A 25,525-nucleotide genomic window follows, 5' to 3' on the forward strand; every position below is an offset into this window, starting at 1 on the left:
GAATTAAATCAGGTGGTTCGCTTCCAGCCAATCACCCAGCATACGATGCCGGCGGCCATCATCCAGGCGGGAAACACCTCGATTTGCCCCAGCAGCAACAGCGTACCGCTTACTAACAGTGTAGCGCCAACGCCGAACAAATAACGTGACTGCCCCTGACGAACCCGCTGAGCCTGCATTTGGTTGGTCAGCTTATCAACGCTTTGTTGCAACAGTTTATGCTGCTGCAGGCTGTCGTAAAACAGCTCGGGCAGTTCGGGCAGCTTCTCCGCCCAGAACGGCGCTTTCTCTTTCAGCGCGCGCACCACGGCAGGAATGCCGACCTGATCGCGCAGCCAGCTCTCGAGGAACGGCTTGGCGGTAGTCCACAGATCCAGCTGCGGGTAGAGCTGGCGCCCCAGCCCTTCAACATACAGCAAGGTCTTCTGCAATAACACCAGCTGCGGCTGCACTTCCATATTGAAGCGGCGCGCAGTGTTGAACAGGTTCAGCAGCACGTTGCCGAAGGAAATTTCCGCCAGCGGCTTCTCGAAAATCGGCTCGCACACGGTGCGAATGGCGAATTCGAAGTCTTCCACGTTGGTGTCGCGCGGCACCCAACCGGAGTCGACGTGCAGTTCCGCCACCTTGCGGTAATCGCGGTTGAAGAAGGCGATGAAGTTTTCCGCCAGATAGCGCTTGTCATCCTTGTTCAGCGAGCCGACGATGCCGCAGTCGATGCCGATATAGCAAGGATCTTCAGGATGTTCGTAGCTGACGAAAATATTACCGGGATGCATGTCCGCATGGAAGAAGCTGTCGCGGAATACCTGGGTAAAGAACACCTGGACGCCGCGTTCCGCCAACAGTTTCATGTTGGTGCCCTGCCGTTCAAGCGTGGCGATGTCCGAGACCGGAATGCCGTAGATGCGTTCCATCACCAATACGCTTTCACGGCAGTAGTCGGAATAAACTTCCGGTACGTACAGCATTGGGCTGCCGTCGAAATTGCGGCGCAGCTGAATGGCGTTGGCCGCTTCGCGCAGCAGGTTCAATTCGTCCAGCAGGGTTTTCTCGTACTCGCGCACCACTTCACGCGGGCGCAGACGGCGGCCGTCCGGCAACAGCTTCGGCACCCAGCCGGCCAACCGGTACATCAGCCGCACGTCGGCCTTGATGATCGGCCCGATATCCGGCCGGATCACCTTCAGCACCACTTCCTGGCCGGTGGTTTTCAACCGCGCGGTATGCACCTGCGCGATCGAGGCAGAGGCCAACGGCTGCTGATCGAAATCGTCGAACCAGGTTTCCAGTGGGCCACCCATCGCCAGCTCGATATGTTTACGCGCCAGCGCGCCGTCGAAAGGCGCCACCCGATCCTGCAGCAACGTCAGCTGATCGGCAATGTGCGGCGGAAACAGATCGCGACGGGTCGACATCATCTGGCCGAACTTGATCCATACCGGCCCCAGCTCCTGCAGCGCCAGCCGCAGACGTTCGCCCAGCGGCTTGTCCTTGTGCCGATTCGGCATCCAGAACAGCAGACGGCGGCCAAAGCGCAGCGGCAGCGTCAAACGCATTTTAGGGATCAGTTCGTCCAGCCCATAGCTGAGAAAAACGCGGACGATAAAATACAAACGGCGCAGTTCGCCTGGGGTCATCGCTTGCCCTCCAACTTGTCCATGCGGGCAAACAGCGCTTCCGCGCTGCGGGCGAGAGCATCAACTTCTTCGTTGAACCACACCACTTCCAGTGGCCCCGGCGCCAGGCGCCACTCTTCCGTCAACGTCTCCGCCATGTCCTGCTGCCGGCGCATAAAGCCGGCTTTCAGCAGCGAGGCGCCTTTTCCCAGCGCCTGCGTAATGCCCTGGGCGGCGATATCGCCGATGTAAGGCGCCAGCCACTCCGCCGGGTCCCACTCCGCCAGATCGAGCAGGCCAACCAGCTGTTGCACCACCTGAATATCGCCTTCCACCGTCAATTCGCCGCTGCGCATCAGCACCGGCAACTGCTGGCGATCGCGCAGCTTCAGTAAGACGGGAATACGGCTGCGCACCGTGCAATCGGCGCTGTCTTCGGACTGCCCCAGCACGTCCACGCGCAGTTCGCTGAACACCAGCACCAGCGGCGAAGCCAGCTCTTCCAGTTCGATGCGCAGCACCTTGCCCGCCAGGCGTTGGCGAGCGGCTTTCATGCTGCGATCGCGAAACAGCAGATTATTCAGCGAGGTTTCCAGCGCAGCGGTCAGCAGAGGGGTAAACAGCATCGGCATCTCCCTCTCAGAACTTGAAGCCGCGATGCAGGGCGACAATCCCACCGGTCAGGTTGAAATAGGTGACGTTCTCAAAACCGGCGTTGCCCATCATGCCCTTCAGGGTTTCCTGATCGGGGTGCATGCGGATCGATTCCGCCAGGTAGCGGTAGCTGTCCGGATCTTTCACCACCAGCTCGCCGATCTTCGGCAGCACGTGAAAGGAGTAGGCATCGTAAGCCTTGCTCAGCGGCGCCAGCAGCGGCTTGGAGAACTCCAGCACCAGCAGGCGGCCGCCCGGCTTGAGCACGCGGAACATCGAGCGCAGCGCTTTGTCTTTGTCGGTGACATTGCGCAGGCCGAAGGAGATGGTGATGCAATCGAAGTAGTTGTCCGGGAACGGCAGCGCTTCGGCGTTGGCCTGCACGTAATTGATGTTGCCGACGATGCCGCGATCGCGCAGTTTCTCGCGCCCCATCTTCAGCATCGAATCGTTGATGTCCGCCAGCACCACCTGCCCCTGTTCGCCGACCATACGGGAGAACTTGGCGGCCAGGTCGCCGGTACCGCCGGCCAGATCCAGCACGCGCTGCCCGCGGCGCACGCCGCTGCAGTCAATGGTGAAACGCTTCCAGATACGGTGGATGCCGAACGACATCAGGTCGTTCATCACGTCATACTTTGCCGCTACCGAATGAAAAACGTCCGCCACCATGGCCTGTTTTTCGTCTCTAGCGACGGTGCGAAAACCGAAATCGGTGGTTTCCTGCGGTTGATCTGCCATTGTCCTGCCTGCTATTCAGTCAATTTTGTGTGGATGAGTGTACCAGAAGCTCGGAGAATACCCCACCTCGCCACGGCCTCAGCCGTGCGAAACGAAGCCCGGTTCCCCGGCGGTATCGTCATCGTCTTTCGTCTGCGGCAGCGCGGCGACATCGTCGTCGTTCGCCTCTTCCGCTTCATCGTGTTGCGCGCCGGCTTGCTGCGCCAGCAGCGGGTTTATCGGCCGTTTGACCTCAACCCCCAGCGCGCGGAAACCTTCAATTTGGCCGATAAGATTACCACGGCCTTCGCTCAGTTTGTTCATCGCCTGACGATAACTGCCCTGCGCCTTGTCCAGGCTCTGCCCCAGCGCGGACATATCGTCCACGAACAGCCGCATCTTGTCATACAGTTTCGCCGCGCGATCGGCGATGCGCTGCGCGTTCTGGCTTTGATGCTCATAGCGCCACAGGTTGGTGATGGTGCGCAGCGCCACCAGCAACGTGGTCGGGCTGACCAGCATGATGTTGTGCTTGAGCGCTTCGCTGATCAGCTCCGGTTCGCGATCGATAGCCAGCAGGAAGGCGGGCTCGACCGGAATGAACATCAGCACATAGTCCAACGAGCGCAGCCCCGGCAGTTGCTGATAGTCCTTGCGGCCCAGCATGCGAATGTGGCCGCGCAGCGAGGCGATATGTTCGCTCAGCGCCGCTTCGCGCTCCACCTCGTCTTCACCGTTGAAATAGCGCTCGTAGGCGATCAGCGACATCTTGGCGTCGATCACCACGTCCTTGCCCTGCGGCAGGCGTACGATCACATCGGGCTGCATGCGGCTCTGGTGATCCACCCGCACGTTGACCTGCGTTTCATACTCGTGCCCTTCGCGCAGGCCGGAAGCCTCCAGCACCCGGCTCAGCACCACCTCGCCCCAGTTGCCCTGCGTCTTGTTGTCGCCTTTGAGCGCCTTGGTGAGGTTGATGGCTTCGCGCGCCATCTGCGCGTTCAACTGCTGCAGATTGCGTATCTCGTGCGTCAGCGTGTGGCGCTCCCGCGCTTCCTGACCAAAACTGTCCTGCACCTGCCGGCGGAAACCGTCCAGCTGTTCACGCAGCGGCAGCAGCAACCGATCCAAGCTTTGCTTATTTTGCTCGTCCACCTTGCGGCCGCTGTGTTCAAAAATGCGGTTGGCGAGGTTTTCAAACTGGGTGGTGAGGCGCTGTTCGCTGTTGATAAGCAGGCGCTGCTTCTCTTCCGCCGCCATGCGCGTCTCTTCCAGACGGATGGTGACTTCGCGCAGCTCGGCCTCCTGCGCGCTGTTGACCTCGCGCTGGGCGCGCAGCTCCTGATTAAGCAGTTCACATTCGTTGCGCCAATGGTTGAGCTGTTGCAGCTTTTCATGCCCGGCCGCCAACTGGCTGTGCAGGTTGCGTAGCTCCAGCTCGCTCTGCCGCAGCTGCTGCTCGTGGCGCTGCAGAGCCTCTTGCCGCGCCGCCGTTTCCTGCTGCGCCTGCTGCAACGCTTGCTCCAGCAACCGCAGTTCGGTTTCATGTTGCGCATTCGCCTGCTGCACCCGCAGACTGGCGATCAGCCACCCCAACAGCATGCCGATCGCGACACCGCCAATCCCATAAATCAGACTGGTATCCACCCTGCCTCCTGTTGCACCTTGCCGTTCCGGCGTTTCGCACGCCCATTGCCCGTCACGTTAAGGGGAGGCTGTATGGATGTCCAGCCTGATTTTGCCCGCCGAGCACAATATTGCGCGGCGCTGCGCAATTTAGCGAGAAATCAGCCCAGCCACTGGCTGAGCCACTTGATGCCGAATGCCCCCGGCGCCAGAATGCCGAACGCCCAGATCATCGCCGACGTGACGTTGGCTAACTGGAAATAACGCTGCGGCATACCGCAAATGCCGCCCACCAGCGGCACCACGGCGCGCAGCGGGCCGAAGAAGCGGCCGATGAAAATGCCCAGCACGCCCCAGCGTTCAAAGAACGCGTGGCCGCGCACCAGCAGCTGCGGATTGCGCGACAGCGGCCACATATGGGCCACGCGATCCTGATAGTGATAGCCGATCCAGTAAGAGAGCCAGTCGCCGAAAAAAGCCCCGACGGCGGCGGCGGCCCAAATCGGCCAAAAGGCGATGCCGCTTTCGCCGATCAGCGCGCCCAGCGCCAGCAGGATCACCGTGGCCGGCAGCAGCAGTGACAAAAACGCCAGCGACTCGCCGAACGCCAGGAAGAAGATGATGGGAATGGCCCAGCCTTCGTGCTGACGCACGACGTCGCTGACCCAGTTGATAACGTCATTGAGGCTCAATGCGGGGCTCCTGATACGCGATAATTCGCCGCCTAGGATAGGCCGGGGCGAGTTAAACCCCGGCTAAACGCGCGGCGATTTACTCGAGGTAGAACGCCTGCAGCGCTTCGCGCTGGGCTGCGCCCAGGCCGTATTCCGCTTCCAGCCAGCGGTCGGTGGAACCGTATTGCTGACGGATGCAGCCCAACGCCGTCATCAGGAACTCCTCGCGCGCGCTGAGCACGTAGGCGAATTGCTCCAGCGCCGCCGCATTCAGCTTGATAGACAGCTGATCCAGCATCTGCTCGCGGAAAGTGGCCAGCGTGGTTTCGGTCAGCAGATAGTCTTCCAGCACCGTCGCTTCGTTGGCCCCCAGCGCGAACAGCACCAGTGCCGAACCGACCCCGGTGCGATCCTTGCCGACCGCGCAGTGCTGCACGATGGCGCCGCCGCCAGGATTGCTCAACAGCTGCGCCAGCCGCTGATAGGCCGCATTGCCGAACGGCAGGCGGCGATACAGCTCCAGCATGAACGCGCGGGCGTCGAAGGCGGCCAGCGTCTCGTTGGTGAGCTTCTCCAGGTTGGCGTTGACTTCGCTGCTCAGCGGGTTGGCCGGCACGTGGTGATAGTCGGCGCCACTCCACAGAATATCCGGCTTGGCCTGCACCTCGTCGGCATCACGGTAGTCCAGCACCGAGCGCACCGGCACGCCGGCGAGAAAGGCACAGTCGTTTTCCGTCAGCCGCTCGAGGGAACCGGAGCGGAACAGCAGGCCGCGCTTGATGCGGCGCCCGTCGGCCACGCCGTTGCCGCCGAAGTCGCGGAAATTGATGCCGCCGTCGAGCGGCGCGAGCGAAGGATGAAGCAGGATCTGGGCGGTCATAAACGTCCTCGTTGTTTTTGTTATGACAACGCGCGGCGGCCATCGGCGCAGCGCTGAGGAGTATCACCGTAACAGATTCGCCGCGAATGGAAAAACGGGCCGCGTCGGCGGCCCGTTGGGGGAAAGGCGATTACAGCAGGCGGCGGGCGGCGTCCACCACGATCTGCACCGCTTTGCTTTCGGTGTTTTTCATGGTCTCGGCGTTCGGGATCTCTTGCTGGGTGCGGTTGACGATCACCCCAGCCACCATGCCGGCACGCAGGCCCTGGCTGGCGCACATGGTCAGCAGCGTGGCGGATTCCATTTCATAGTTCATCACGCCCATCGCCTGCCACTCTTCCATCGAGCCTTTGAAGCGGCTGACCACACGGCCGGAGTAAGTGTCGTAACGCTCCTGGCCCGGATAGAAAGTATCGGAAGAGGCGGTCACGCCGATGTGCGTGGTGGCGCCGCTGGCCTTGGCCGCTTCCACCAGCGCGGTGGTGCAGGCGAAGTCCGCAACCGCCGGGAACTCCATCGGCGCGAAGTGCAGGCTGGCGCCGTCGAGGCGTACCGCCGCCGTGGTGACCAGTACGTCACCGACGTTGATGTTTGCCTGAATGGCGCCGGTGGTGCCGATGCGCAGGAAGGTGCGAATGCCCAGCTGCGCCAGCTCTTCCACCGCGATAGAGGTAGACGGGCCGCCGATACCGGTGGAGCAGACGATCACCGCCTTGCCGTCCAGCTCCGCGCGCCAGGTAGTGAATTCACGATGGGAGGCCAGATGCACCGGATTTTCCATCAGCTTGGCAATCTTCTCTACGCGCTGCGGATCGCCCGGCACGATGGCAAGCTGGGCCCCTTGTAAATCGTTCTTGGTGAGGCCGAGATGAAAAACGTCAGACTGAGACATACGAGACTCCTCATGGATCATGTTTATTGGGAGGAACAAAAAAGCACTCTACTGAAAATCGCCGCTTAATTTCGTGACGACAATCACTATGAAAAGAGAAACAAATTACATGCTACATATTTTTTGTGATTTTTATCACAAAAAAAGAACTATGACGCATCCAGAACGCGCCGCTAAATCTCAGTCTAGCCGACAAACTCGGCTGCTCCTCGCCCGTTGGTTGCCGGCTGAAACTATTTAGCTCATCAATCCGAAATAACCCCAACTTATCGGTTGCTTAGGGACAAAAAAGCCCTCTAACGCACCTTATGGCACTTACGCGGGGCAAAACGCGTAATAACATGATAAAAAGCGCTTAAAAATGCCGCAAAGCCAGATAATTAGCCGTTTTTTATCGACTTGTCCGAAAGTGCGCCACGCAGCGCCAATAATGGGTAATCTTTCCTATAGTTAATCTCAGCGCTTTTTTCTATTGCACGGAGACCGCAATGAAAACCGAACATGTGATGACATTAGAACAGGCTCAGGGGGGATTCGCCCCGGCCGCCGCGCCATTGGCCGCCTCCGCGATTATCACCGACGAACAGGGCATTCACGCCGGGCAAACGACCATCCCTTCCCAAGGCGATGCGCTGCCGGCCTACGTCGCCAAACCCGCCGACCAGAGCGGCCCTTTCCCCATCGTGCTGGTGGTGCAAGAAATCTTCGGCGTCCATGAACATATTCAGGATCTGTGCCGCCGCCTGGCCAAGCAGGGCTATCTGGCGATCGCGCCCGAGCTCTATTTCCGCCAGGGCGACGCCAACGACTACACCGATATCGGCGAGCTGTTCCAGCAGTTGGTGACCAAGGTGCCGGATCGTCAGGTGCTGTCGGATCTGGATCACGCGGCGCACTGGGCTATTCGCCACGGCGGCGACGCCGGCAAGCTGGCGATCACCGGTTTTTGCTGGGGCGGCCGCATCACCTGGCTGTACGCGGCGCATAACCCGCAGTTGAAGGCGGCGGTCGCCTGGTACGGCAAACTGGTCGGCGAGAAAACGCTGAACTCGCCGAAGCATCCGGTCGATGTCGCCACCCACCTGTCGGCGCCGGTGCTGGGGCTGTATGGCGGGCAAGACAGCGGCATCCCGCTGGAGACGGTGGAAACCATGCGTCAGGCGATCCGCGCCGCCAACGCCGAGGCCGAAATCGTGGTGTATCCCGAGGTCGGGCATGCGTTCAACGCCGATTATCGTCCCAGCTACAACGCCGAAGCGGCGGAGGACGGCTGGCAGCGCATGCTGGCGTGGTTTGCCCAGCACGGCGTCAAATAATTTCCCTCGCATAAAAAAGGGCGCCGAAGCGCCCAATCATCACACTAGTAAATCTATAAGCGGCGGTTTATCCGCCGCACGGCATCACGCTTGCTCGCGCAGGCGCTGTGCCGCCAATACCATGTTGGCCAGCGACTGCCGGGTTTCCGGCCAGCCGCGGGTTTTCAGGCCGCAATCCGGGTTAACCCACAGGCGTTCCGCCGGGATGTTCTGCGCCGCTTTACGCAGCAGCGCTTCAATCCATTCCACGCTCGGCACGTTCGGCGAGTGGATATCGTAGACGCCCGGCCCGATTTCGTTCGGGTATTCGAACTCTTTGAAGGCTTCCAGCAGATCCATATCGGAACGCGAGGTCTCGATGGTGATCACGTCGGCGTCCAGCGCGGCGATGGAGTCCATGATGTCGTTGAACTCGCAGTAACACATGTGGGTGTGGATCTGGGTGTCGTCCCGCGCCACGGCGGCGTTCAGTTTGAAGGCGTCCACCGCCCAGTTCAGATACGCCGCCCAGTCGGATTGGCGCAGCGGCAGCCCTTCGCGCAGCGCGGGTTCGTCGATCTGGATGATGCCGATGCCGGCTTTTTCCAGATCTTCCACCTCATCGCGCAGCGCCAGCGCAATCTGCTTGGCAATCACTTCGCGGGTCACGTCTTCACGCGGGAACGACCAGCACAGGATGGTCACCGGCCCGGTCAACATGCCTTTCACCGGCTTGTCGGTCAGCGACTGGGCGAATTTGGCCCATTCGACGGTGATGGCTTCCGGGCGGCTGACGTCACCGATGATGACCGGCGGCTTCACGCAGCGGGAGCCGTAGCTCTGCACCCAGCCATTCTGGGTAAACACGAAGCCGTCGAGGTTCTCGCCGAAATATTCCACCATGTCATTGCGCTCAGCTTCACCGTGCACCAGCACGTCCAGCCCGAGGCGCTCCTGCTCGACGATCGCCTGTTTGATGTGCTCACCGATGCTGGTGCGGTAGTTGTTGCCGTCCAAACGGCCCTGTTTGAAGTCCAGACGCAGGCCGCGGATCTCGGTGGTCTGCGGGAACGAACCGATGGTGGTGGTCGGCCAGGCCGGCAGGTTGAAACGTTCGCGCTGCGCCCTGGCGCGTTCGGCGTAAGCGCTGTGGCGTTCGCTGTCCTGCGCGGTGATCGCCGCCAGGCGGCGCTCGACCTGTGGGTTGTGCACGCGGCTCGACTGACGGCGGGCGCGGATCGGCGCGCTGTAGGCGTCCAGTTCGGCCCGTTTCGTCGCGTCAGGCGCGTTCAGCGCCGAGCTCAACAGCGCCAGCTCGGCGCATTTTTGCAGGGCGAAGGCGAACCAGCTTTTCACTTCTTCGTCCAGACGGCTTTCCACGCTCAGATCGATCGGGCTGTGCAGCAGTGAACAGGAGCTGCCGATCCACAGCGGACGGCTGCCCACCAGCGGCTGCAGACGTTCGAACCAGCGGCTCAGATCGGCGCGCCAGACGTTGCGCCCGTTGATTACCCCCAGCGACAGCAGCCAGTCTTGCGGCAATGCGGCGCTCAGCGCGGCGATATCGTCATGGCCGGCGACCAGATCGACATGCAGCCCCTGCACCGGCAGCGTGCGGACGGTATCGAGGTTGTGGCCGACGCTGTCGAAATACGTGGTCAGCAGCAGCTTCACCTGCCCCTGCAGCGCGTCGTAAGCCGGTTTGAACGCATCCAGCCAGGCTTGCGGCAGTTCCAGCACCAGCGCAGGCTCATCAATTTGCACCCACTCGACGCCGCGTTTCGCCAGCTCGGCCAGCACCTGTTGGTAAACCGGCAGGATGTCTTTCAGCAGCGACAGGCGGTCGAACGGCTCGCCCTTCACCTTACCCAGCCACAGATAGGTCACCGGGCCCAGCAGCACCGGCTTGATGCGATGGCCGAGCGCCAGCGCTTCGTCCACTTCGTCCAGCAACTGAGTCCAGCCCAGCTTGAACTGCTGGCCTTGCTGGAATTCGGGCACCATGTAGTGATAGTTGGTGTTGAACCATTTGGTCATTTCCGCCGCGGCCGCCGGCTCGCCGGTCGGTGCGCGGCCACGGCCGATGCGAAACAGCGTGTCCAGATCGATCGTGCCATCCGCATTCTGATGGCGCGCCGGCACGTTGCCCAGCAGCAGGCTGGTGGTCAACACATGATCGTACCAGGCGAAATCGCCGACCGGCACCAAATCCACCCCGGCCTGCTGTTGCTGTTGCCAATGACGAGCGCGCAGCTCGCGGCCAACCGCCAACAGCTCTTCCTGCGTTGAGTTGCCGGCCCAGTAGCTTTCCTGAGCTTTTTTCAGCTCACGTCGTAGCCCAACGCGAGGAAAACCCAGTGTGTGATTCAAAATTGCCATCGTCATATTCCCCATTTAGCCGTCCAGATGTTTACACATCCATAATCAGCAGGTACTGTATTAACCACAAGCGCAATTTATTCACTGTCAATGTGAAGGACTCTCATGATCGAACTGAAACATTTACGGACGCTGCAGGCCCTGCGCAACAGCGGTTCGTTGGCGGGGGCGGCGGCCCAACTTCATCAGACGCAGTCTGCCCTGTCGCACCAGTTCAGCGATCTTGAGCAACGTCTGGGCTTCAAGCTGTTCGTACGCAAGAGCCAGCCGCTGCGCTTCACCGCCCAGGGCGAGATCCTGCTGCAGCTGGCAGAACAGGTGCTGCCGCAGATCCAACAGGCGCTGCAGGCCTGCCACGAGCCGCATCAGACCACGCTGCGCATCGCCATCGAATGCCACAGCTGCATTCAGTGGCTGACGCCGGCGCTGGACAACTTCCGCCGGCGTTTCCCGCAGGTGGTGATGGACTTTACTTCCGGCGTGACTTTCGATCCGCAGCCGGCCTTGCAACAGGGCGAGCTGGATCTGGTCATGACGTCGGATATTCTGCCGCGCAGCGGCCTGCACTATTCACCGATGTTTGATTTCGAGGTACGCCTGGTGCTGGCGCCGGATCATCCGCTGGCCGGCAAGCCGCACATCGAGCCGGAAGACTTGAGTGACGAAACGCTGTTGATTTACCCGGTGCAGCGCCAGCGGCTGGATATCTGGCGGCATTTTCTGCAGCCGGCGGGCGTTAGCCCGGCGTTGAAGAACGTCGATAACACGCTGCTGCTGATCCAGATGGTATCGGCGCGGATGGGGATTGCGGCGCTGCCGCACTGGGTGGTGGAAAGTTTCGAACAGCAGGGGCTGATAGTGACCAAAACCCTGGGTGACGGCCTGTGGAGCCGCTTGTACGCCGCCGTGCGCGACGGCGAACAGCGCCAGGCGGTGACCGAAGCCTTTATCCGCTCGGCCCGCCAGCACGCCTGCGATCATCTGCCGTTTGTGCGCGACGCGGCGCGCCCTGGCGCTGCCGGCGCCAAAGCGTTGACGGCCGACGTATAAACGTGCCGGGTGGCCCGCCCGCTTAGCCGAGCCGTTTCGGCGCCACCCAGCGGCGATGCACCCACAGCGAAGCGACGATCACCGCCCCGCCAATGATAAAGCTCGGCCAATGCGGCTGCTGTTGCCAGATGGCCAGGTTGACCAACAAACCGGCCGGCACATGCATGTTGTTCATGATGCCGAGCGTGCCGGCATCCACCTGCGTCGCACCATAGTTCCACATAAAGTAGCCCAGCCCCGACGCCACCACGCCCAGCCAGATCAACACGCCCCACTGCAGATTGGTGGTCGGCAGCTGCTGCGGATTGCCCCACAGGAACCAGGCCACCACCGCCACCACCGCCGCCCCCAGGTAGAACCAGGAAAATGCGGTGTGCTGCGGCAAGGGGTGCACTTCCATCAGGCGCTTATAGCCGACCATGCCGATGGCGAAGCTGATATTCGCCGCCTGCACCAACAGCAGCCCCCACCAAAAGTGTTCGCTCAGCTGGTGATAGCGGATGATCGCCGCGCCCAGCACCGCCAGCAGCGCGCTGAATACGTAGCCCCACCGCAGACGCCGGCCGCTCAGCAAATCGTAGATCAAGGTGATGTACAGCGGCGTCAGCACGGTGAACAGCAGGAATTCGGGCACCGTCAGGTAGAGATAGGCGCGGAAGCTGAACAGGTACATGATGCCCAGTTGGAAGGCGCCCACCAGCATATACAGCAGGATCACCCTGGGCTTGATATTGCGCCAGCGCAGAAACGGCAGGAACACCAACGCCGCCAGCCCGATGCGCACCAGCGCCGAGAACCCGCTGTCGACCTGGCCCGCCAGGTACTCGCCAATCAGGCTGAAAGAAAACGCCCACAGGATGGTGGTTATAACCAAAAGCAGCACGATGGGTTCACCCTAAAAAGACCGAAAGGGCGATTGTAACGGAAGATGCGCGCCGCGTTGGCGAAAAGGCGGTTTACATCTGAACAAAAGACAAACTACCGGCAAAATTTCACCGTTGGGTTAGGCTTAATAAAAAGGCGAGGTAACCATTATGAAAACTTCTCACATCCTGTTTGTTCTGCTGTGGCTGCCCGGCTTGGCTGCGGCGGCCAACGGCGTAACCGACCTGCGCTCACAGCAGCAGTTGCTCAACCAAAACAGCCAACAGGCTCAGCAACAGCGCCTGTTGAACAATCGGCAGATGGATCAACGCCGCCTGCAGCAGCAACGGCAGTTCGACAATCAACGGCAGCAGCTGTTGCAAACCACGCCGAACGGCGGGCAGCTGCTGCCCAACGGCAACCAGCCGCGCGATCCGTTCAATCGCACCGCGCCGGCGGTGCCGCAGGCGCCGATGCCGGCTACGCCCGCACGCCCATAACGGTGAGGATCAGCGGCGTAGTGATCGCCGCCAGCACGGTGGACATCACCAGGCTGGTGGCGGCCGGGCCGGTGAGCGTATTGAACTGGCGCGACATCAGGTAGACGTTCACCCCCACCGCCATCGAGCCCAGCAGCACCACAACGCGGGTTTCCATCGGCGGCAGATCCATCATCCAGGCCAGCAGCCAAATCACTAATGGCTGCACCAGCAGTTTCAGCACGCAGATGGCGCTGCTCAGCCGCCAGCCTTCGCCGATGCGGTACTCCGCCAGCCCCATGCCGAGCACCACCAGCGACAGCGGCGCCGCCACCTGGCCGAGCATGCTGATCGGCCGATCGACGAAGGCCGGCAGCGGCAGGCCGGTCAGGCTGAACAGGGTGCCGGACAGAATGCCGACGATCAGCGGATTGGTCAGCACGCTGCGCGCGGTTTTAACGAAACCGCTCAGCGTCGGCGAGCCGTTGCGCGCCCATTCGATCGACACCGTCACCAGCGTCCACAGGATCAGGCCGTTGAACACCAGCACCAGCGCCACCGACGGGATCGCCGCCTCCCCCAGCATCACGCTGGCGATCGGCAAGCCGAGCATCACGTTATTGGAGAAAATGCCGCCCAGCGCAAACACCGATCCGGCGACGCCATCCAGCCGAAAGAGGTGCCGGGCGACGAGACGGCCGAGCACGAACACGATCAGGCAACTGCCGAAAAACGCGATCAGCAGCCGGGCGTCAACCGCCGGGCGCTGCGAGAAGTCGCACATCATGCGAAACAGCATGGCGGGCAAGGCGAGGGAAAACACGAAGCGCGTCAGGCCATCGGTGATGCCGGCAGGCCATTTCCCCCAGCGAATCAGCCCATAACCCAACGCGATCAGCACAAACAGCGGTAAAGACAGCACGATCTGGTGCCACAGTGACATCATAAAGCCAGGCATCGCATTCCTTCCGGTGGTGCGGCGGCAAGGCTTGTCGTCGCGGGATTCATCGGCGCCGGATTAAAAATCCGGGCCGATTAAATCTATCCGGTCGGTGCAAATGCAGTCAACGCCCCAGTCGAGCAGCAGGCGCGCGCGTTCCGGTTGGTTGACGGTATACACCAGAATGCGCAGCCCGGCGTCTTTCAACGCTTTTACCCGCTCGGCGGTCAGCGCTTTGTGATCGATATGCAGCGAGACGCAATCCAGGCGTTCGGTCAGCTCGCGCCAGTTGTCGTCCCAGTCCTCCAGCAGCAGGCCGCGCGGCAAATCCGGCACGGTGCGCTGCGCCGCCGCCAGCGCGTCCACCGAGAAGGAAGAAAGCAGCGGATCGGTCTGCCCTTGCCACAGCAGCCGCGCCGCCAGCGCCACCACCCGGCCGGTTTCATCGTCGCTGCCGGTGGTCGGCTTGATCTCGATATTGGCCATCAGGCCGTGTTCCTGGCAGCGTTCTGCCACCTCCGACAGCAGCGGTAGCCGCTCGCCCTTGAAGGCCGAGCTGTACCAGTTGCCGGCGTCCAGCTGCACCAGTTTGTCCCACGGCAGCTCGCCCGCCACGCCCCAGCCGTTGCTGGTGCGATCCAGCGTGTCGTCGTGCAGCAGGAAAATTTGCCCGTCCTGCGCCAGCTTGGCGTCGAACTCGATCATCTTGTGGCCGTGGCGCGCGCCGACGTCGATCGCCGCCAGGGTGTTTTCCGGCGCCAGAGAACCGCCGCCGCGGTGGGCGACAATATGAGGGTAAGGCCAGTGTCTGGTCATCAATCCATCCGTAATCCGCTGTCGGTGTCAAAGAAGTGCAGCGCCTGAGCAGGCAGCTGCAAATATAGCGTACTGCCCGCCGCCGGCAAGGTTTCATGCGATAGCCGCACGATCACCCCGTGGCCGCCCCACTGGCCGTGCGCCAGATTATCGGCCCCCAGCAGCTCCAGCGTCTGCAGCTGCAGCGGCACGCCCTGGCCTTGCGCCACCAACTGAATATGCTCCGGCCGAATGCCCAACGTCAACGGCCGCCCCGCCCACTGCGGTTTGGCCGCCGGCAACGGCAGCGCCATGCCGTCCGCCAGTAGCAGTTGGCCGCCGTCGGCGCTCAGGGTGCCTGGCAGCAGGTTCATCGCCGGCGATCCGATAAAGCCGGCGACGAACAGCGAAGCCGGCCGTTGGTACACTTCGCTCGGGGTGCCGATCTGCTCCGCCACGCCCTTGTTCATCACGATCACCCGCTGCGCCAACGTCATCGCCTCCACCTGATCGTGGGTCACGTACAGGCTGGTGGTTTTCAGACGACGATGCAGCTGTTGCAGCTCCAGGCGCATCTGCACCCGCAGCTTGGCATCCAGGTTGGACAGCGGCTCATCGAACAGGAATACCGCCGGTTCGCGCACGATGGCGCGCCCCATCGCCACGCGCTGGCGCTGGCCGCCGGAAAGCTCGCGCGGTTTGCGCTTGAGCAGCGGCTCCAGCTCCAGGATGCGTGCCGCTTCTTCCACCCGCTGGCGGATATGATCCTTGCCGAAACCGCGGATCTTGAGGCCGTAGGCCATGTTGTCGTACACGCTCATGTGCGGATAGAGCGCGTAGTTCTGGAACACCATCGCGATGCCGCGATCCTTGGGCTCCAGATCGGTCACGCGTCGGGTATCGATATAGATATCGCCGCTGGTGGTGCGTTCCAGCCCGGCCACCATCCGCAGCAGCGTGGATTTGCCGCAGCCGGACGGGCCGACCATCACGATGAATTCGCCGTCCGCCACGTCGAGGTCGATCTGTTTGATCACCGGCGTTTTACCGTCGTAAGACTTGGTGACCGCCTGTAGTTTTAATCCTGCCATCGTCGTTATTTCTCGCTATCAACCAGACCGCGCACAAACCAGCGCTGCATCAGAAGCACCACCGCCAGCGGTGGCAATAAAGTCAGAATCATCGCCGCCATCACCTGGTTCCACTGGGTCGGCGCGCCGGAGGTGGAGATCATGCTCTTGATGCCCGCCACCGCGGTGCCCATCGAGGCGTCGCTGGTGATCAGGATCGGCCACAGGTATTGGTTCCAGCCGTAGATAAAGGTGATGACGAACAGCGCCGCCAGATTGGTTTTCGACAGCGGCAGCACGATGTCCCAGAAGAAACGCATCGGCCCGGCGCCGTCGATGCGCGCCGCCTCCAGCAGCTCATCCGGCAGCGTCATGAAGAACTGGCGCAGCAGGAAGGTCGCGGTGGCCGAGGCCATCAGCGGCAGCGTCAGGCCGGTGTAGCTGTCCAGCAGGTTGAGGTTGGAGATCACCTCCACCGTCGGGAAGATACGCACCTCCACCGGCAGCATCAGGGTGAGGAAAATCAGCCAGAAGAACAGGCTGCGCAGCGGGAAGCGGAAGTACACGATGGCGTAAGCCGACAGCACCGACACCGCGATCTTGCCGAAGGTGATCGCCAGCGCCATGATCACGCTGTTCAGCAGCAGCAGCGAGAACGGCACCTTGAGGTTGCCCACGCCGCCCTGCCAGATATTGCGGATGTTTTCCCACAGGTGGCCGCCGGGCACCAGCGTCATCGGCACCTGAAACACCTGCTTGTCGTCCAGCGTGGCGGCGACAAAGGCCACGTACAGCGGGAACAGCACCACCAGCACGCCGATAATCAGCATCACATGGCTGAAGATATCCAGCCCGCGTCGATTCTCAATCATTGATAGCGCACCTTACGTTCAACGAAGCGGAACTGGATCACCGTCAGGCCGATCACCAGCAGCATCAGGATCACCGACTGCGCGGCAGAGCTGGAGAGATCCAATCCGGCGAAGCCTTCGCGGTAGATCTTGTAGATCAACGTGGTGGTGGACTGCACCGGCCCGCCGCCGGTGGCGGCGTCGATCACCGGGAAGGTATCGAAGAAGGCGTACACCAGATTGACCACCAGCAGGAAGAAGCTCACCGGCGCGATCAGCGGCAGCACCAGATGGAAGAAACGCCGCACCGGGCCGGCGCCGTCGATGGCCGCCGCCTCCACCAGCGAGCGCGGGATCGACTGCAGCGCCGCGAGGAAAAACAGGAAGTTATAGCTTATCTGCTGCCATACCGAGGCCAGCACCACCAGGAACATCGCCTGGCCGCTGTTTTGCGCATGGTTCCAGTTATAGCCCAGCCCGTTGAGGAAATGGGTGATCAACCCCAGGCCGGGGTTGAACAGAAAGATCCACAGCACCGCCGCCACCGCCGGCGCCACCGCATAGGGCAGGATCATCAGCGTGCGATAGAGCCGGCTGCCGCGCAGCACGTAGTCCACCAGCGCGGCGAAGAACAGCGAAACCGCCAGCCCGATGCCCGCCACCAGGAAGCTGAAGATCAGCGTGGTGTAGAACGAGTCGAGGTAGTAAGGATCCTGAAACAGCTGCTTAAAGTTATCCAGCCCAACAAACTGGCTGGACAGGCCGAACGGATCGAGGCTCTGCACCGAATACCACAGCGCCTCGCCGGCGGGCCATAAAAAGAAGACGGCGGTAATCAGCAGCTGCGGCAGCACCAACGCATAGGGCAACCAGCTGCAGCCGAAACCGGGACGGGAAGATGACATAGCAGTTAAACCATTAATCGGGTACGGAAGGATCGGCGTGAAGACGCGAGCCCGATCGGACGGGCCCGCGACGCAGGGTTACTTGGTTGATGCTTCGAAACGGCGCAGCAATACATCACCGCGCTGCACGGCGGCGTCCAACGCCTGCTGAGGCGTTTTCTTGCCGGTCCATACGCCTTCCAGCTCCTCATCCACCACGCTGCGGATCTGCGGCATGTTGCCGAGGCGTAGGCCCTTGGTGAACGGCAACGGCGGCTTGTTCAGCATCTGGCGAGTGGCGACGTCGGCCCCCGGGTTCTTGTCGTAGAAGCCCTGCTGCTTGGTCAGATCGTAAGCCGCGGTGGTGATCGGCAGATAGCCGGTCTTCTGGTGCCATTCGGCGGCGATTTCCGGCTGCGCCAGGTACTGCAGGAACTCGGCCACGCCCTTGTAGGTGGCGGCGTCTTTACCGTTCATCACCCACAGGCTGGCCCCGCCGATGATGGCGTTCTGCGGCGCGTTTTTCGCGTCGGCGTCGTACGGCATCATGCCGACGCCGTAGTTGAATTTGGCGTAGTGCTTGATGTCCGCCAGCGAACCGGATGACGCGGTGGTGATGGCGCAGTCGCCGTTATAAAACTTCTCGGTGGATTCGTCTTTGCGGCCGAAGTAGGTGAAATCCCCCTTCTTGTTCATCGCTTCGAGCAGCGCGATATGCTTGACCTGCAGCGGCTTGTTGAACTCCAGCTTGGCGTTGGTGCCGCCGAAACCGTTGTTTTCGCTGGCGAACGGCACGCCGTGCCAGGCGCTGAAGTTCTCCAGCTGGATCCAGCCCTGCCAGCCGCTGGCGTAGCCGCACTTCATGCCGGCCTCACGCAGTTTGGCGGTATCCGCCGCCAGCTCTTGCCAGGTTTTCGGCGGCTGATCCGGGTTCAGACCGGCCTTCTTGAAGGCGTCTTTATTGTAGTACAGCACCGGCGTGGAGCTGTTGAACGGCTGCGACAGCAGATGGCCGCTCTTGTTGTCGGTGTAATAGCCGGCTACCGTCGGCACGAACACCGACTCGTCGAAGTTGATGCCGGCCTCTTTAAACACTTCGTAGACCGGTTTGATGGCCTTGCTGGCCATCATGGTGGCGGTGCCCACCTCGTAAACCTGCAGGATCGCCGGCGCCTTGCCGGAGCGGTAAGCGGCGATGCCCGCCGCCAGGCTCTGTTCGTAGTTGCCTTTGTAAACCGGCACAATCTTGACGTCGCTGTGCGACTGGTTGAAGCGATCCGCCAGGGAGTCCACTTCCTTACCCAGTTCGCCTTCCATCGAATGCCAGAACGGGATCTCGGTCGCCGCCAGCGCCTGAGTGCTGACCGCCAGGGTCAATGCGACGCACAGCGTGGTTTTGCGAATAGCGTAGGTGAGCATGCCTAACTCCTGAAAAAAGCTGGTGTAAAAGCGCGTGAGCGAAAAGAATCAGTTTTTTGTTCGGAAGCTAACATGCCATGCGCGGATGACAGAAAAATAACTAAAAAGTGACAGCCATGTGACAGGAGAGTGAAGTGAAGATGGCAGTTTGATGTCGGCGGCGGGCATGGGCTCCGCCGCCGCGGGGATTACAGCGAACGGCGCAGGCGCGCCACCGCTTCCTGCATTTGTTGCTCGGTGGCGGTGGCGAACGACAGGCGGAAGGTCGAACGATCCGGGTTGTCGGAGAAGAAGTATTCCCCCGGCACGAACACCACGCCCTGCTGCAGCGTGGTATTCAGCCATTCGGTGGCGTTGAACGGCTGGCGGAAACGCGCCCACAGGAACATGCCGCCCTTCGGCTTATCGAAGGTGATGTAGTCGCCCAGCTCCTGCTCCACCAATCCGGCCAGGATCTCGCCCTTCTGTTTGTAGGCGGCGCGGATCTTGTCGATCTGCGCCGGCAGGCGATCCAGGCCGAGGTAGCATTCGACGATGCTCTGCGACAGCGCGCTGGCGTGCAGATCCGCCGCCTGCTTGATGATCGCCACTTTATGCAGCAGGAACGGCGGCAGGATCGCCCAGCCCAACCGCAGACCCGGCGCCAGGATCTTGGAGAAGGTCGAGGTATAAATGATGTGGTCGGTGTTGCCCAGCACCCGCTGCGACACCTGATGCAGCGTCGGGTGGCGCTCTTCGGTGAAACGCAGCTCGCCGTACGGATCGTCTTCGATGATCAGGAAGTTATGTTCGGCGGCCAGTTTCACCAGCAGTTCGCGGCGCGCGGCGCTCAGGGTGATGCCGCTGGGGTTGCCGAAGTTCGGCACCACGTACACGCCCTTGATGCGCTGGGTTTTCAGCAGCTCGGCCAGCTCTTCCACCACCATACCGTCGCTGTCTGACGAGACCGACATGATGTTGGCTTCCGCCAGTTCCAGCGTTTGCAGCGCCGCCAGGTAGGTCGGGCGCTCCACCACGAACACGTCGCCGGGGTTGACGATGGCGCGCATCACCAAATCCAATGCCTGCTGCGAGCCGGCGGTGACCATCACCTCTTCCGCGCGCGCGGTGACGCCGCGCTCGGCGCACAGCGCGCAAATGCGCTCACGCAGCAGCGGGCTGCCCTCGGTCAGGCCATACTGGAACGCGCTTTTCGGCTGTTCGGTGATCGCCTGCTGGGTGGCGATGCTCAATCCTTCGAAATCGAACAGCGCATCAGAGGGGATGCCGCCCGCCAGCGAAATGACGTGTTCCATCTTGCTGTGTTTAAGCAATTCACGGATGGCCGAACTTTTTACGTTAACGATGCGCTGCGCGAGTAACCCTTCTGTCTTCATTTCTTCTTCTCGTACCTGATTATTTTAATTCGTAGGGGGGCGGATTAACCGCCCAGATACGCCGACCTCACTGCTTCGTTGGCTAACAATGCAGCCCCCGTATCTTCCAACACCACGCGGCCGTTTTCCAGCACATAACCGCGGTCCGCCAATTTCAGCGCCTGATTGGCGTTTTGCTCCACCAGGAAGATGGTCATGCCCTCTTCCCGCAGCTGCTGAATGATGTCGAAGATCTGCTGGATGATGATCGGTGCCAGCCCGAGCGAGGGCTCGTCGAGCAGCAGCAGCTTCGGCTGGCTCATCAGCGCGCGGCCGATGGCCAACATCTGCTGTTCGCCGCCGGACATGGTGCCGGCGCGCTGGCTTCGGCGCTCCAGCAGGCGCGGGAACAGAGTGAACACCCGTTCGATGCGCTGTTGATACTGCCGGCGATCGGCGAAGAAGCCGCCCATCGCCAGGTTTTCTTCCACCGTCATGCGCGAGAAGACGCGCCGCCCTTCCGGCACGATCGCCACCGCTTCGCGCATGATGCGCGAGGTTTGCCACTGGGTGATGTCCTGATCCTGAAAGACGATGCTGCCTTCGCTGGCGCGCGGCTCACCGCACAGAGTGCCGAGCAGCGTGGTTTTACCGGCGCCGTTGGCGCCGATTAACGTCACGATTTCGCCCTGGCTTATCGTGAGACTGACCTGATGCAGCGCCTGAATTTTGCCGTAATGGGCGGATACCTGATTGAATGACAACATATTATTCTTCGCCCAAATAAGCCCGGATCACGTCCGGGTTGTTGCGGATCTCCGCCGGTGTGCCCTGCGCCAGCGGCGTGCCCTGATTCACCACATAAATGCGGTCGGAGATGCCCATCACCAGCTTCATGTCGTGCTCGATCAGCAGCACCGATACTTTATGCCGATCGCGCAGCTCGACGATCAGGTGATCCAGTTCGTCGGTCTCTTTCGGGTTGAGGCCGGCGGCCGGTTCGTCCAGCATCAGCAGCTCCGGCCGGGTCACCATGCAGCGGGCGATCTCCAGCCGCCGCTGCTGCCCGTAGGCCAGGTTGCCCGCCGAACGGTTGGCCATCTCCAGCAGGCCGACGCGCTCCAGCCACTCCGCCGCGTGCGTCAGCGCCTCGGCTTCGGCGCGGCGGAAGGCCGGGGTTTTCAGCAACCCGGCAAACACGCCGCTTTTCAGGTGCTGATGCTGCGCCACCAGCAGGTTCTCGATCACCGTCATTTCACGGAACAGCCGCACGTGCTGGAAGGTGCGCACCACGCCCATGCGGGCGATGGCCTGCCCCGCCAGCCCTTCCAGGTGGCGATCGCGCAATTTGATGGTGCCGCCGGTCGGGCGGTAAAAACCGGTCAGGCAGTTGAACACCGTGGTCTTACCGGCGCCGTTGGGGCCGATCAGCGACACGATTTCGCCTTCGTTCAGCGTCAACGCCACGTTGTTGACCGCCAGCAGCCCGCCGAAACGCATCGACAGGCCTTCCACCTGCAGTAAAGGTTGAACGCTCATGCCTGCTCCCCCTTGCCCGCCTGAATGTCCGCCGCCTGCAGCTTCAGCTGCGGCCGTTTCATCGGCAGCAGCCCCTGCGGCCGCCAAATCATCATCAACACCATCAGCGCACCCAGCAGCAACATGCTGTATTCATTCAGATCGCGCATCAGTTCGCGCGACACCACCAGCAGGATCGCCGCCAGAATGACCGCGAACTGCGAGCCCATGCCCCCCAGTACGACGATCGCCAACACGAAGGCCGATTCGACGAAGGTGAAAGATTCCGGGCTGACGAAGCCCTGGCGCGCGGCGAACAGCGTGCCGGCAAACCCGGCGAAAGCGGCGCTGATGGTAAAGGCGGTCAGCTTGATGCGCGTCGGGCTGAGGCCCAGCGAGCGGCAGGCGATCTCGTCTTCGCGCAGCGCTTCCCAGGCGCGCCCCAGCGGCATGCGCAGCAGGCGGTTGATGACGAACAGCGTCAGCACCACCAGCAGCAGCGCCACCAGATACAGGAATATGATGCGATCGCTCGGATCGTATTTCAGGCCGAAGAAGTTATGGAAGGTATCCCAACCGCCGTCGCGCACGCTGCGGTTGAACTCCAGGCCGAAAAAGGTCGGTTTCGGGATCTGGCTGATGCCGTTCGGCCCGCCGGTGATCTCGGTATTGTTCAGTAGCAGGATGCGCACGATCTCACCGAAGCCGAGCGTCACGATCGCCAGATAGTCGCCGCGCAGCCGCAGCACCGGGAAACCGAGCAGGAAGCCGAAGGCGGCGGTGACGATGCCCGCCAGCGGCAGGCTCTCCCAGAAGCCGAGGCCGTAATAGTGATTCAGCAGCGCGTAGGTGTAAGCGCCGATGGCGTAGAAACCACCGTAGCCGAGCACCAGCAAGCCGGACAAGCCCACCACCACGTTGAGGCCGAGGCCCAGCATCACGTAGATCAGCGTCAGGGTGGCGATATCCACCGTGCCGCGCGATACCAGGAACGGCCAGGCGACCGCCGCGACGATGAGCAGAGCCGCCAGCAGCTTTTGCCGCGGCGTGGTGCCGTCGAAGCTCGGCAGCACGAACGCCGGGCCGGAGACTTTTTTCAATCCCTGCTGCAGCAGCGGGCGCAACAGCTGGAAGAAAAAGACGATGACGCAGCCGATGCCGATCCACATCCAGCGCACTTCCGCCGCGCCGTGCACCACCAGCTTGGTGCCGTCCAGGCTAAGCTGCATGCCCATCAGGAACGACGCCATCACGAACAGCACCGCCGTGGCGATCAGCGCATTGAGCAGATTGAGTTTCATACTTTCTCAACCTCCGGACGCCCGAGGATGCCGGTCGGCATGATCAGCAGCACCACGATCAGCAACGCGAACGACACCACGTCTTTGTATTCGGTGCTGAGATAGGCGGAGGTCAGCGCTTCCGCCACGCCCAGCACCAGGCCGCCGATCATCGCGCCGGGAATGCTGCCGATTCCGCCCAGGACCGCGGCGGTGAAGGCTTTCATGCCGGCCATAAAGCCGATGTAAGGGTTGATGACGCCGTAGAACTGGCCGAGCAACACCCCGGCCACCGCCGCCATCACCGCCCCGATGACGAAGGTCAGCGAGATCACCCGGTCAGTGTTGATGCCCAGCAGGCTGGCCATCTTCAGGTCTTCCGCACAGGCGCGGCAGGCGCGGCCCATGCGCGAATAACGGATAAACAGCGTCAGCGCCAGCATCGCCAGGAAGGTCACGAGCCAGATGGTCAGCTGCATGGTGCTGATGGTGGCGGCGAAGCCGTTGCTTTCCCCCAGCACCCACTGGCCGGTCACCAGGCTGGGCAGCGCCAGATCGCGTGAGCCCTGCGTCAGGCTGACGTAGTTTTGCAGGAATATCGACATGCCGATGGCCGAGATCAGCGCAATCAGGCGCTTGGAGTTGCGCACCGGCTTGTAGGCCACCCGCTCGATGCTCCAGCCGTAGGCGCTGGCGATGACGATCGAGACCAGAAACGCGGCGCCGATCAGCAACCAGCCGACGTCGATGCCGAGCATCATCAGGGCGGCGATAACGATAAAGGAGACATAGCTGCCGATCATGTACACCTCGCCGTGGGCGAAGTTGATCATGCCGATGATGCCGTAAACCATGGTGTAACCGATGGCGATCAATGCATAGGTGCTGCCCAACGTTAAGCCGTTGAACATCTGCTGCAGAAAATAGAGGAGCTGCTCTGACATACTCTGAACCCTTGGCTGCGAAACCCGCCGGCGGAGAACCGGCGGGTAAAGGGAGACGGGGCCGGCAAGCCGACCCGCCGGGCGCAGCGAGCCGCGCCCCACCCTAATCATTATGGCTTATTTGATCGGTGTGGACGTGCCGTTGGCATGCCATTCGAACACGCCGAACTCGAAGCCTTTCAGATCGCCCTTGTCATCCCAGCTCAGCGGCCCCATCACGGTATCCACCGGCTTGCCGGTTTTCAGATCCTTGACGATGTCCGCCGGCTCCTGGCTTCCGCTGCGCTCCATGCCGGTGGTCAGCGACTGCAGCGCGGCATAGGTGGTCCAGACGAACGGGCCGGTCGGATCCAGCTTCTTGGCTTTCAACGCATCGACGATCGGCTGGTTGGCAGGCACCTGATCGTAGCGCTTCGGCAGCGTCACCAGCATGCCTTCCGAAGCGGCCCCGGCGATGTTGGACAGCGAGGAGTTGCCCACGCCTTCCGGCCCCATGAAGCGGGTGGTCAACCCGGCCTGCTTGGCCTGACGCAGGATCTGGCCCATTTCCGGGTAGTAACCGCCGAAATACACGAAGTCGATATTCTCTTTCTTCAGGCGCGCCACCAGGGTGGAGAAGTCTTTGTCGCCGGCGGTGATGCCTTCGAACATCGCCACTTCGGTGCCCTGTTTTTTCAGGCTGTCGCGCACCGAGCGCGCCAGGCCTTCGCCATATTGCTGCTTGTCGTGCACCACGGCGATGCGCTTCGGCTTGATGTCGCTGAGGATGTATTTGGCAGCGGTCGGGCCCTGATCCGAGTCCAGGCCGGTGGTGCGCATGATCATCTTGTAGCCGCGGGTGGTCAGATCGGCGTTGGTGGCCGCCGGGGTAATCATGATCACGCCTTCGTCTTCATAAATATCGGACGCCGGCTGGGTGGACGAGGAGCACAGGTGGCCGATCACGTAGCGAATGCCGTCGTTGATCACCTTGTTGGCGACCGCAACCGCCTGTTTCGGGTCGCAGGCGTCGTCGTATTCCACACCGACCAGCTTGTCGCCCTTGATGCCGCCCTTGGCGTTGATGTCGGCAATCGCCTGGCGCGCGCCGGTAAACTCCATGTCGCCATACTGCGCGACCGGGCCGGACATCGCCCCGACGATCGCCACCTTGATGTCTTTCGCCATAGCCGCCTGGCTCATGGCCATCGCAATACAACCCGCCAGCAGTGCCTTACCTGTTGTTAATTTCATCCGCAAATCCCCATCTGTCGTTGTGAACGTACCTGTTGTGTTTGCCTGCACCGGATCGTTATTGACCGCTTTTGTTATAAGTAATAATGATTTAGGCGCTTTGT

24 protein-coding genes are annotated in these 25,525 nt (G+C 61.7%); 3 read left to right on the forward strand and 21 right to left on the reverse strand.

The window, feature by feature from the left end:
- Positions 1-8: 8 nt before the first annotated feature.
- The 7 genes from ubiB to udp form a co-directional block, all read right to left on the reverse strand.
- Positions 9-1,640 carry a ubiquinone biosynthesis regulatory protein kinase UbiB gene (gene ubiB / locus ACF8MC_RS19810; protein WP_033655130.1) on the reverse strand — a complete coding sequence of 544 codons (1,632 nt, stop codon included), beginning with the start codon at positions 1,638-1,640 and terminating at the stop codon, positions 9-11.
- Complete coding sequence (locus tag ACF8MC_RS19815; RefSeq protein WP_033636702.1) at positions 1,637-2,245, reverse strand: SCP2 domain-containing protein; 609 nt, start codon at positions 2,243-2,245, stop codon at positions 1,637-1,639. The genes ubiB and ACF8MC_RS19815 overlap by 4 nt, the downstream gene beginning before the upstream one ends.
- 13 nt (positions 2,246-2,258) lie before the next feature.
- The gene (ubiE, locus tag ACF8MC_RS19820) at positions 2,259-3,014 is read right to left on the reverse strand and encodes a bifunctional demethylmenaquinone methyltransferase/2-methoxy-6-polyprenyl-1,4-benzoquinol methylase UbiE (RefSeq protein ID WP_025304918.1); all 756 of its coding nucleotides are present in this window, start codon (positions 3,012-3,014) and stop codon (positions 2,259-2,261) included.
- A 78-nt stretch (positions 3,015-3,092) separates the two neighbouring features.
- On the reverse strand, positions 3,093-4,640 hold the full coding sequence (rmuC, locus tag ACF8MC_RS19825; protein ID WP_033655131.1) for a DNA recombination protein RmuC: 1,548 nt from the start codon (positions 4,638-4,640) through the stop codon (positions 3,093-3,095).
- A 140-nt stretch (positions 4,641-4,780) separates the two neighbouring features.
- On the reverse strand, positions 4,781-5,311 hold the full coding sequence (locus ACF8MC_RS19830; RefSeq protein ID WP_033649669.1) for a DedA family protein: 531 nt from the start codon (positions 5,309-5,311) through the stop codon (positions 4,781-4,783).
- Between the two features lie 79 nt (positions 5,312-5,390).
- Positions 5,391-6,173, reverse strand: coding sequence for a tyrosine-protein phosphatase (locus ACF8MC_RS19835; RefSeq protein ID WP_164105562.1), 783 nt, complete (start codon positions 6,171-6,173; stop codon positions 5,391-5,393).
- Positions 6,174-6,303: 130 nt separating this feature from the next.
- Positions 6,304-7,065: a uridine phosphorylase gene (gene udp / locus ACF8MC_RS19840; protein ID WP_004934432.1), complete on the reverse strand. Its 762-nt coding sequence runs from the start codon at positions 7,063-7,065 to the stop codon at positions 6,304-6,306.
- Between the two features lie 488 nt (positions 7,066-7,553).
- Here udp and ACF8MC_RS19845 point away from each other — a divergent pair, with 488 nt between their 5' ends.
- Entirely contained in the window at positions 7,554-8,381 is an 828-nt protein-coding gene (locus ACF8MC_RS19845) for a dienelactone hydrolase family protein (RefSeq protein ID WP_033655132.1), read from the forward strand.
- A gap of 84 nt (positions 8,382-8,465) precedes the next feature.
- Here ACF8MC_RS19845 and metE read toward each other — a convergent pair whose 3' ends face one another.
- Positions 8,466-10,754: a 5-methyltetrahydropteroyltriglutamate--homocysteine S-methyltransferase gene (gene metE, locus ACF8MC_RS19850; protein WP_080353490.1), complete on the reverse strand. Its 2,289-nt coding sequence runs from the start codon at positions 10,752-10,754 to the stop codon at positions 8,466-8,468.
- Between the two features lie 90 nt (positions 10,755-10,844).
- Here metE and metR point away from each other — a divergent pair, with 90 nt between their 5' ends.
- Positions 10,845-11,789: an HTH-type transcriptional regulator MetR gene (metR, locus tag ACF8MC_RS19855; protein WP_033649667.1), complete on the forward strand. Its 945-nt coding sequence runs from the start codon at positions 10,845-10,847 to the stop codon at positions 11,787-11,789.
- Between the two features lie 22 nt (positions 11,790-11,811).
- Here metR and ACF8MC_RS19860 read toward each other — a convergent pair whose 3' ends face one another.
- Positions 11,812-12,672, reverse strand: a complete 861-nt coding sequence (locus tag ACF8MC_RS19860) for a carboxylate/amino acid/amine transporter (protein WP_033649666.1) — start codon at positions 12,670-12,672, stop codon at positions 11,812-11,814.
- 151 nt (positions 12,673-12,823) lie between these two features.
- On the opposite strand from ACF8MC_RS19860, the gene ACF8MC_RS19865 reads away from it, so the two are divergent.
- On the forward strand, positions 12,824-13,153 hold the full coding sequence (locus ACF8MC_RS19865) for a hypothetical protein (RefSeq protein ID WP_033649665.1): 330 nt from the start codon (positions 12,824-12,826) through the stop codon (positions 13,151-13,153).
- Here ACF8MC_RS19865 and ACF8MC_RS19870 read toward each other — a convergent pair.
- From ACF8MC_RS19870 to ACF8MC_RS19925, 12 genes are all read right to left on the reverse strand, one after another.
- Positions 13,134-14,090, reverse strand: a complete 957-nt coding sequence (locus ACF8MC_RS19870; RefSeq protein ID WP_049212052.1) for an AEC family transporter — start codon at positions 14,088-14,090, stop codon at positions 13,134-13,136. The genes ACF8MC_RS19865 and ACF8MC_RS19870 overlap by 20 nt on opposite strands.
- Before the next feature lie 60 nt (positions 14,091-14,150).
- Positions 14,151-14,888, reverse strand: coding sequence for a glycerophosphodiester phosphodiesterase (gene ugpQ, locus ACF8MC_RS19875; protein WP_060426715.1), 738 nt, complete (start codon positions 14,886-14,888; stop codon positions 14,151-14,153).
- Positions 14,888-15,958, reverse strand: a complete 1,071-nt coding sequence (locus tag ACF8MC_RS19880) for a sn-glycerol-3-phosphate import ATP-binding protein UgpC (RefSeq protein WP_060425126.1) — start codon at positions 15,956-15,958, stop codon at positions 14,888-14,890. The genes ugpQ and ACF8MC_RS19880 overlap by 1 nt, the downstream gene beginning before the upstream one ends.
- A 5-nt stretch (positions 15,959-15,963) precedes the next feature.
- Entirely contained in the window at positions 15,964-16,809 is an 846-nt protein-coding gene (gene ugpE, locus ACF8MC_RS19885; RefSeq protein WP_019455301.1) for a sn-glycerol-3-phosphate ABC transporter permease UgpE, read from the reverse strand.
- Positions 16,806-17,693: a sn-glycerol-3-phosphate ABC transporter permease UgpA gene (ugpA, locus tag ACF8MC_RS19890; RefSeq protein WP_015376293.1), complete on the reverse strand. Its 888-nt coding sequence runs from the start codon at positions 17,691-17,693 to the stop codon at positions 16,806-16,808. Before ugpA ends, ugpE begins: the two co-directional genes overlap by 4 nt.
- A 78-nt stretch (positions 17,694-17,771) precedes the next feature.
- Positions 17,772-19,091 (reverse strand): sn-glycerol-3-phosphate ABC transporter substrate-binding protein UgpB, encoded by a 1,320-nt coding sequence (gene ugpB, locus ACF8MC_RS19895; protein ID WP_033636688.1) that lies wholly within the window; start codon positions 19,089-19,091, stop codon positions 17,772-17,774.
- 188 nt (positions 19,092-19,279) lie between these two features.
- Entirely contained in the window at positions 19,280-20,467 is a 1,188-nt protein-coding gene (locus ACF8MC_RS19900) for a PLP-dependent aminotransferase family protein (protein WP_004934394.1), read from the reverse strand.
- 44 nt (positions 20,468-20,511) lie between these two features.
- Positions 20,512-21,213 carry a high-affinity branched-chain amino acid ABC transporter ATP-binding protein LivF gene (livF, locus tag ACF8MC_RS19905; RefSeq protein ID WP_033649661.1) on the reverse strand — a complete coding sequence of 234 codons (702 nt, stop codon included), beginning with the start codon at positions 21,211-21,213 and terminating at the stop codon, positions 20,512-20,514.
- A gap of 1 nt (position 21,214) precedes the next feature.
- The gene (livG, locus tag ACF8MC_RS19910) at positions 21,215-21,985 is read right to left on the reverse strand and encodes a high-affinity branched-chain amino acid ABC transporter ATP-binding protein LivG (protein ID WP_033636686.1); all 771 of its coding nucleotides are present in this window, start codon (positions 21,983-21,985) and stop codon (positions 21,215-21,217) included.
- Complete coding sequence (locus tag ACF8MC_RS19915) at positions 21,982-23,265, reverse strand: high-affinity branched-chain amino acid ABC transporter permease LivM (protein ID WP_033649658.1); 1,284 nt, start codon at positions 23,263-23,265, stop codon at positions 21,982-21,984. Before ACF8MC_RS19915 ends, livG begins: the two co-directional genes overlap by 4 nt.
- Complete coding sequence (livH, locus tag ACF8MC_RS19920; RefSeq protein ID WP_015376290.1) at positions 23,262-24,188, reverse strand: high-affinity branched-chain amino acid ABC transporter permease LivH; 927 nt, start codon at positions 24,186-24,188, stop codon at positions 23,262-23,264. Before livH ends, ACF8MC_RS19915 begins: the two co-directional genes overlap by 4 nt.
- A gap of 117 nt (positions 24,189-24,305) precedes the next feature.
- Positions 24,306-25,421, reverse strand: coding sequence for a branched-chain amino acid ABC transporter substrate-binding protein (locus ACF8MC_RS19925; RefSeq protein ID WP_164097856.1), 1,116 nt, complete (start codon positions 25,419-25,421; stop codon positions 24,306-24,308).
- Positions 25,422-25,525 lie beyond the last annotated feature (104 nt).

The organism is Serratia sp. LACPHL-BACT-2024-00286 (genome assembly GCF_043109535.1).
In the GTDB taxonomy this organism is placed as follows: Bacteria; Pseudomonadota; Gammaproteobacteria; order Enterobacterales; family Enterobacteriaceae; genus Serratia; species Serratia sarumanii.

What these genes read in the sequence shown, in the direction of transcription:
- ACF8MC_RS19915 (WP_033649658.1), bottom strand. Translation starts at nt 23,265, where the DNA reads ATGAAACTCAATCTGCTCAATGCGCTGATCGCCACGGCGGTGCTGTTC.
- ugpE (WP_019455301.1), bottom strand. Translation starts at nt 16,809, where the DNA reads ATGATTGAGAATCGACGCGGGCTGGATATCTTCAGCCATGTGATGCTG.
- ACF8MC_RS19880 (WP_060425126.1), bottom strand. Translation starts at nt 15,958, where the DNA reads ATGGCAGGATTAAAACTACAGGCGGTCACCAAGTCTTACGACGGTAAA.
- ACF8MC_RS19815 (WP_033636702.1), bottom strand. Translation starts at nt 2,245, where the DNA reads ATGCTGTTTACCCCTCTGCTGACCGCTGCGCTGGAAACCTCGCTGAAT.
- ACF8MC_RS19865 (WP_033649665.1), top strand. Translation starts at nt 12,824, where the DNA reads ATGAAAACTTCTCACATCCTGTTTGTTCTGCTGTGGCTGCCCGGCTTG.
- ugpB (WP_033636688.1), bottom strand. Translation starts at nt 19,091, where the DNA reads ATGCTCACCTACGCTATTCGCAAAACCACGCTGTGCGTCGCATTGACC.
- ACF8MC_RS19835 (WP_164105562.1), bottom strand. Translation starts at nt 6,173, where the DNA reads ATGACCGCCCAGATCCTGCTTCATCCTTCGCTCGCGCCGCTCGACGGC.
- metR (WP_033649667.1), top strand. Translation starts at nt 10,845, where the DNA reads ATGATCGAACTGAAACATTTACGGACGCTGCAGGCCCTGCGCAACAGC.
- metE (WP_080353490.1), bottom strand. Translation starts at nt 10,754, where the DNA reads ATGGGGAATATGACGATGGCAATTTTGAATCACACACTGGGTTTTCCT.
- ACF8MC_RS19870 (WP_049212052.1), bottom strand. Translation starts at nt 14,090, where the DNA reads ATGCCTGGCTTTATGATGTCACTGTGGCACCAGATCGTGCTGTCTTTA.
- ACF8MC_RS19925 (WP_164097856.1), bottom strand. Translation starts at nt 25,421, where the DNA reads ATGAAATTAACAACAGGTAAGGCACTGCTGGCGGGTTGTATTGCGATG.
- udp (WP_004934432.1), bottom strand. Translation starts at nt 7,065, where the DNA reads ATGTCTCAGTCTGACGTTTTTCATCTCGGCCTCACCAAGAACGATTTA.
- ugpA (WP_015376293.1), bottom strand. Translation starts at nt 17,693, where the DNA reads ATGTCATCTTCCCGTCCCGGTTTCGGCTGCAGCTGGTTGCCCTATGCG.
- ugpQ (WP_060426715.1), bottom strand. Translation starts at nt 14,888, where the DNA reads ATGACCAGACACTGGCCTTACCCTCATATTGTCGCCCACCGCGGCGGC.
- livF (WP_033649661.1), bottom strand. Translation starts at nt 21,213, where the DNA reads ATGTTGTCATTCAATCAGGTATCCGCCCATTACGGCAAAATTCAGGCG.
- ubiE (WP_025304918.1), bottom strand. Translation starts at nt 3,014, where the DNA reads ATGGCAGATCAACCGCAGGAAACCACCGATTTCGGTTTTCGCACCGTC.
- ACF8MC_RS19845 (WP_033655132.1), top strand. Translation starts at nt 7,554, where the DNA reads ATGAAAACCGAACATGTGATGACATTAGAACAGGCTCAGGGGGGATTC.
- livH (WP_015376290.1), bottom strand. Translation starts at nt 24,188, where the DNA reads ATGTCAGAGCAGCTCCTCTATTTTCTGCAGCAGATGTTCAACGGCTTA.
- ubiB (WP_033655130.1), bottom strand. Translation starts at nt 1,640, where the DNA reads ATGACCCCAGGCGAACTGCGCCGTTTGTATTTTATCGTCCGCGTTTTT.
- livG (WP_033636686.1), bottom strand. Translation starts at nt 21,985, where the DNA reads ATGAGCGTTCAACCTTTACTGCAGGTGGAAGGCCTGTCGATGCGTTTC.
- ACF8MC_RS19900 (WP_004934394.1), bottom strand. Translation starts at nt 20,467, where the DNA reads ATGAAGACAGAAGGGTTACTCGCGCAGCGCATCGTTAACGTAAAAAGT.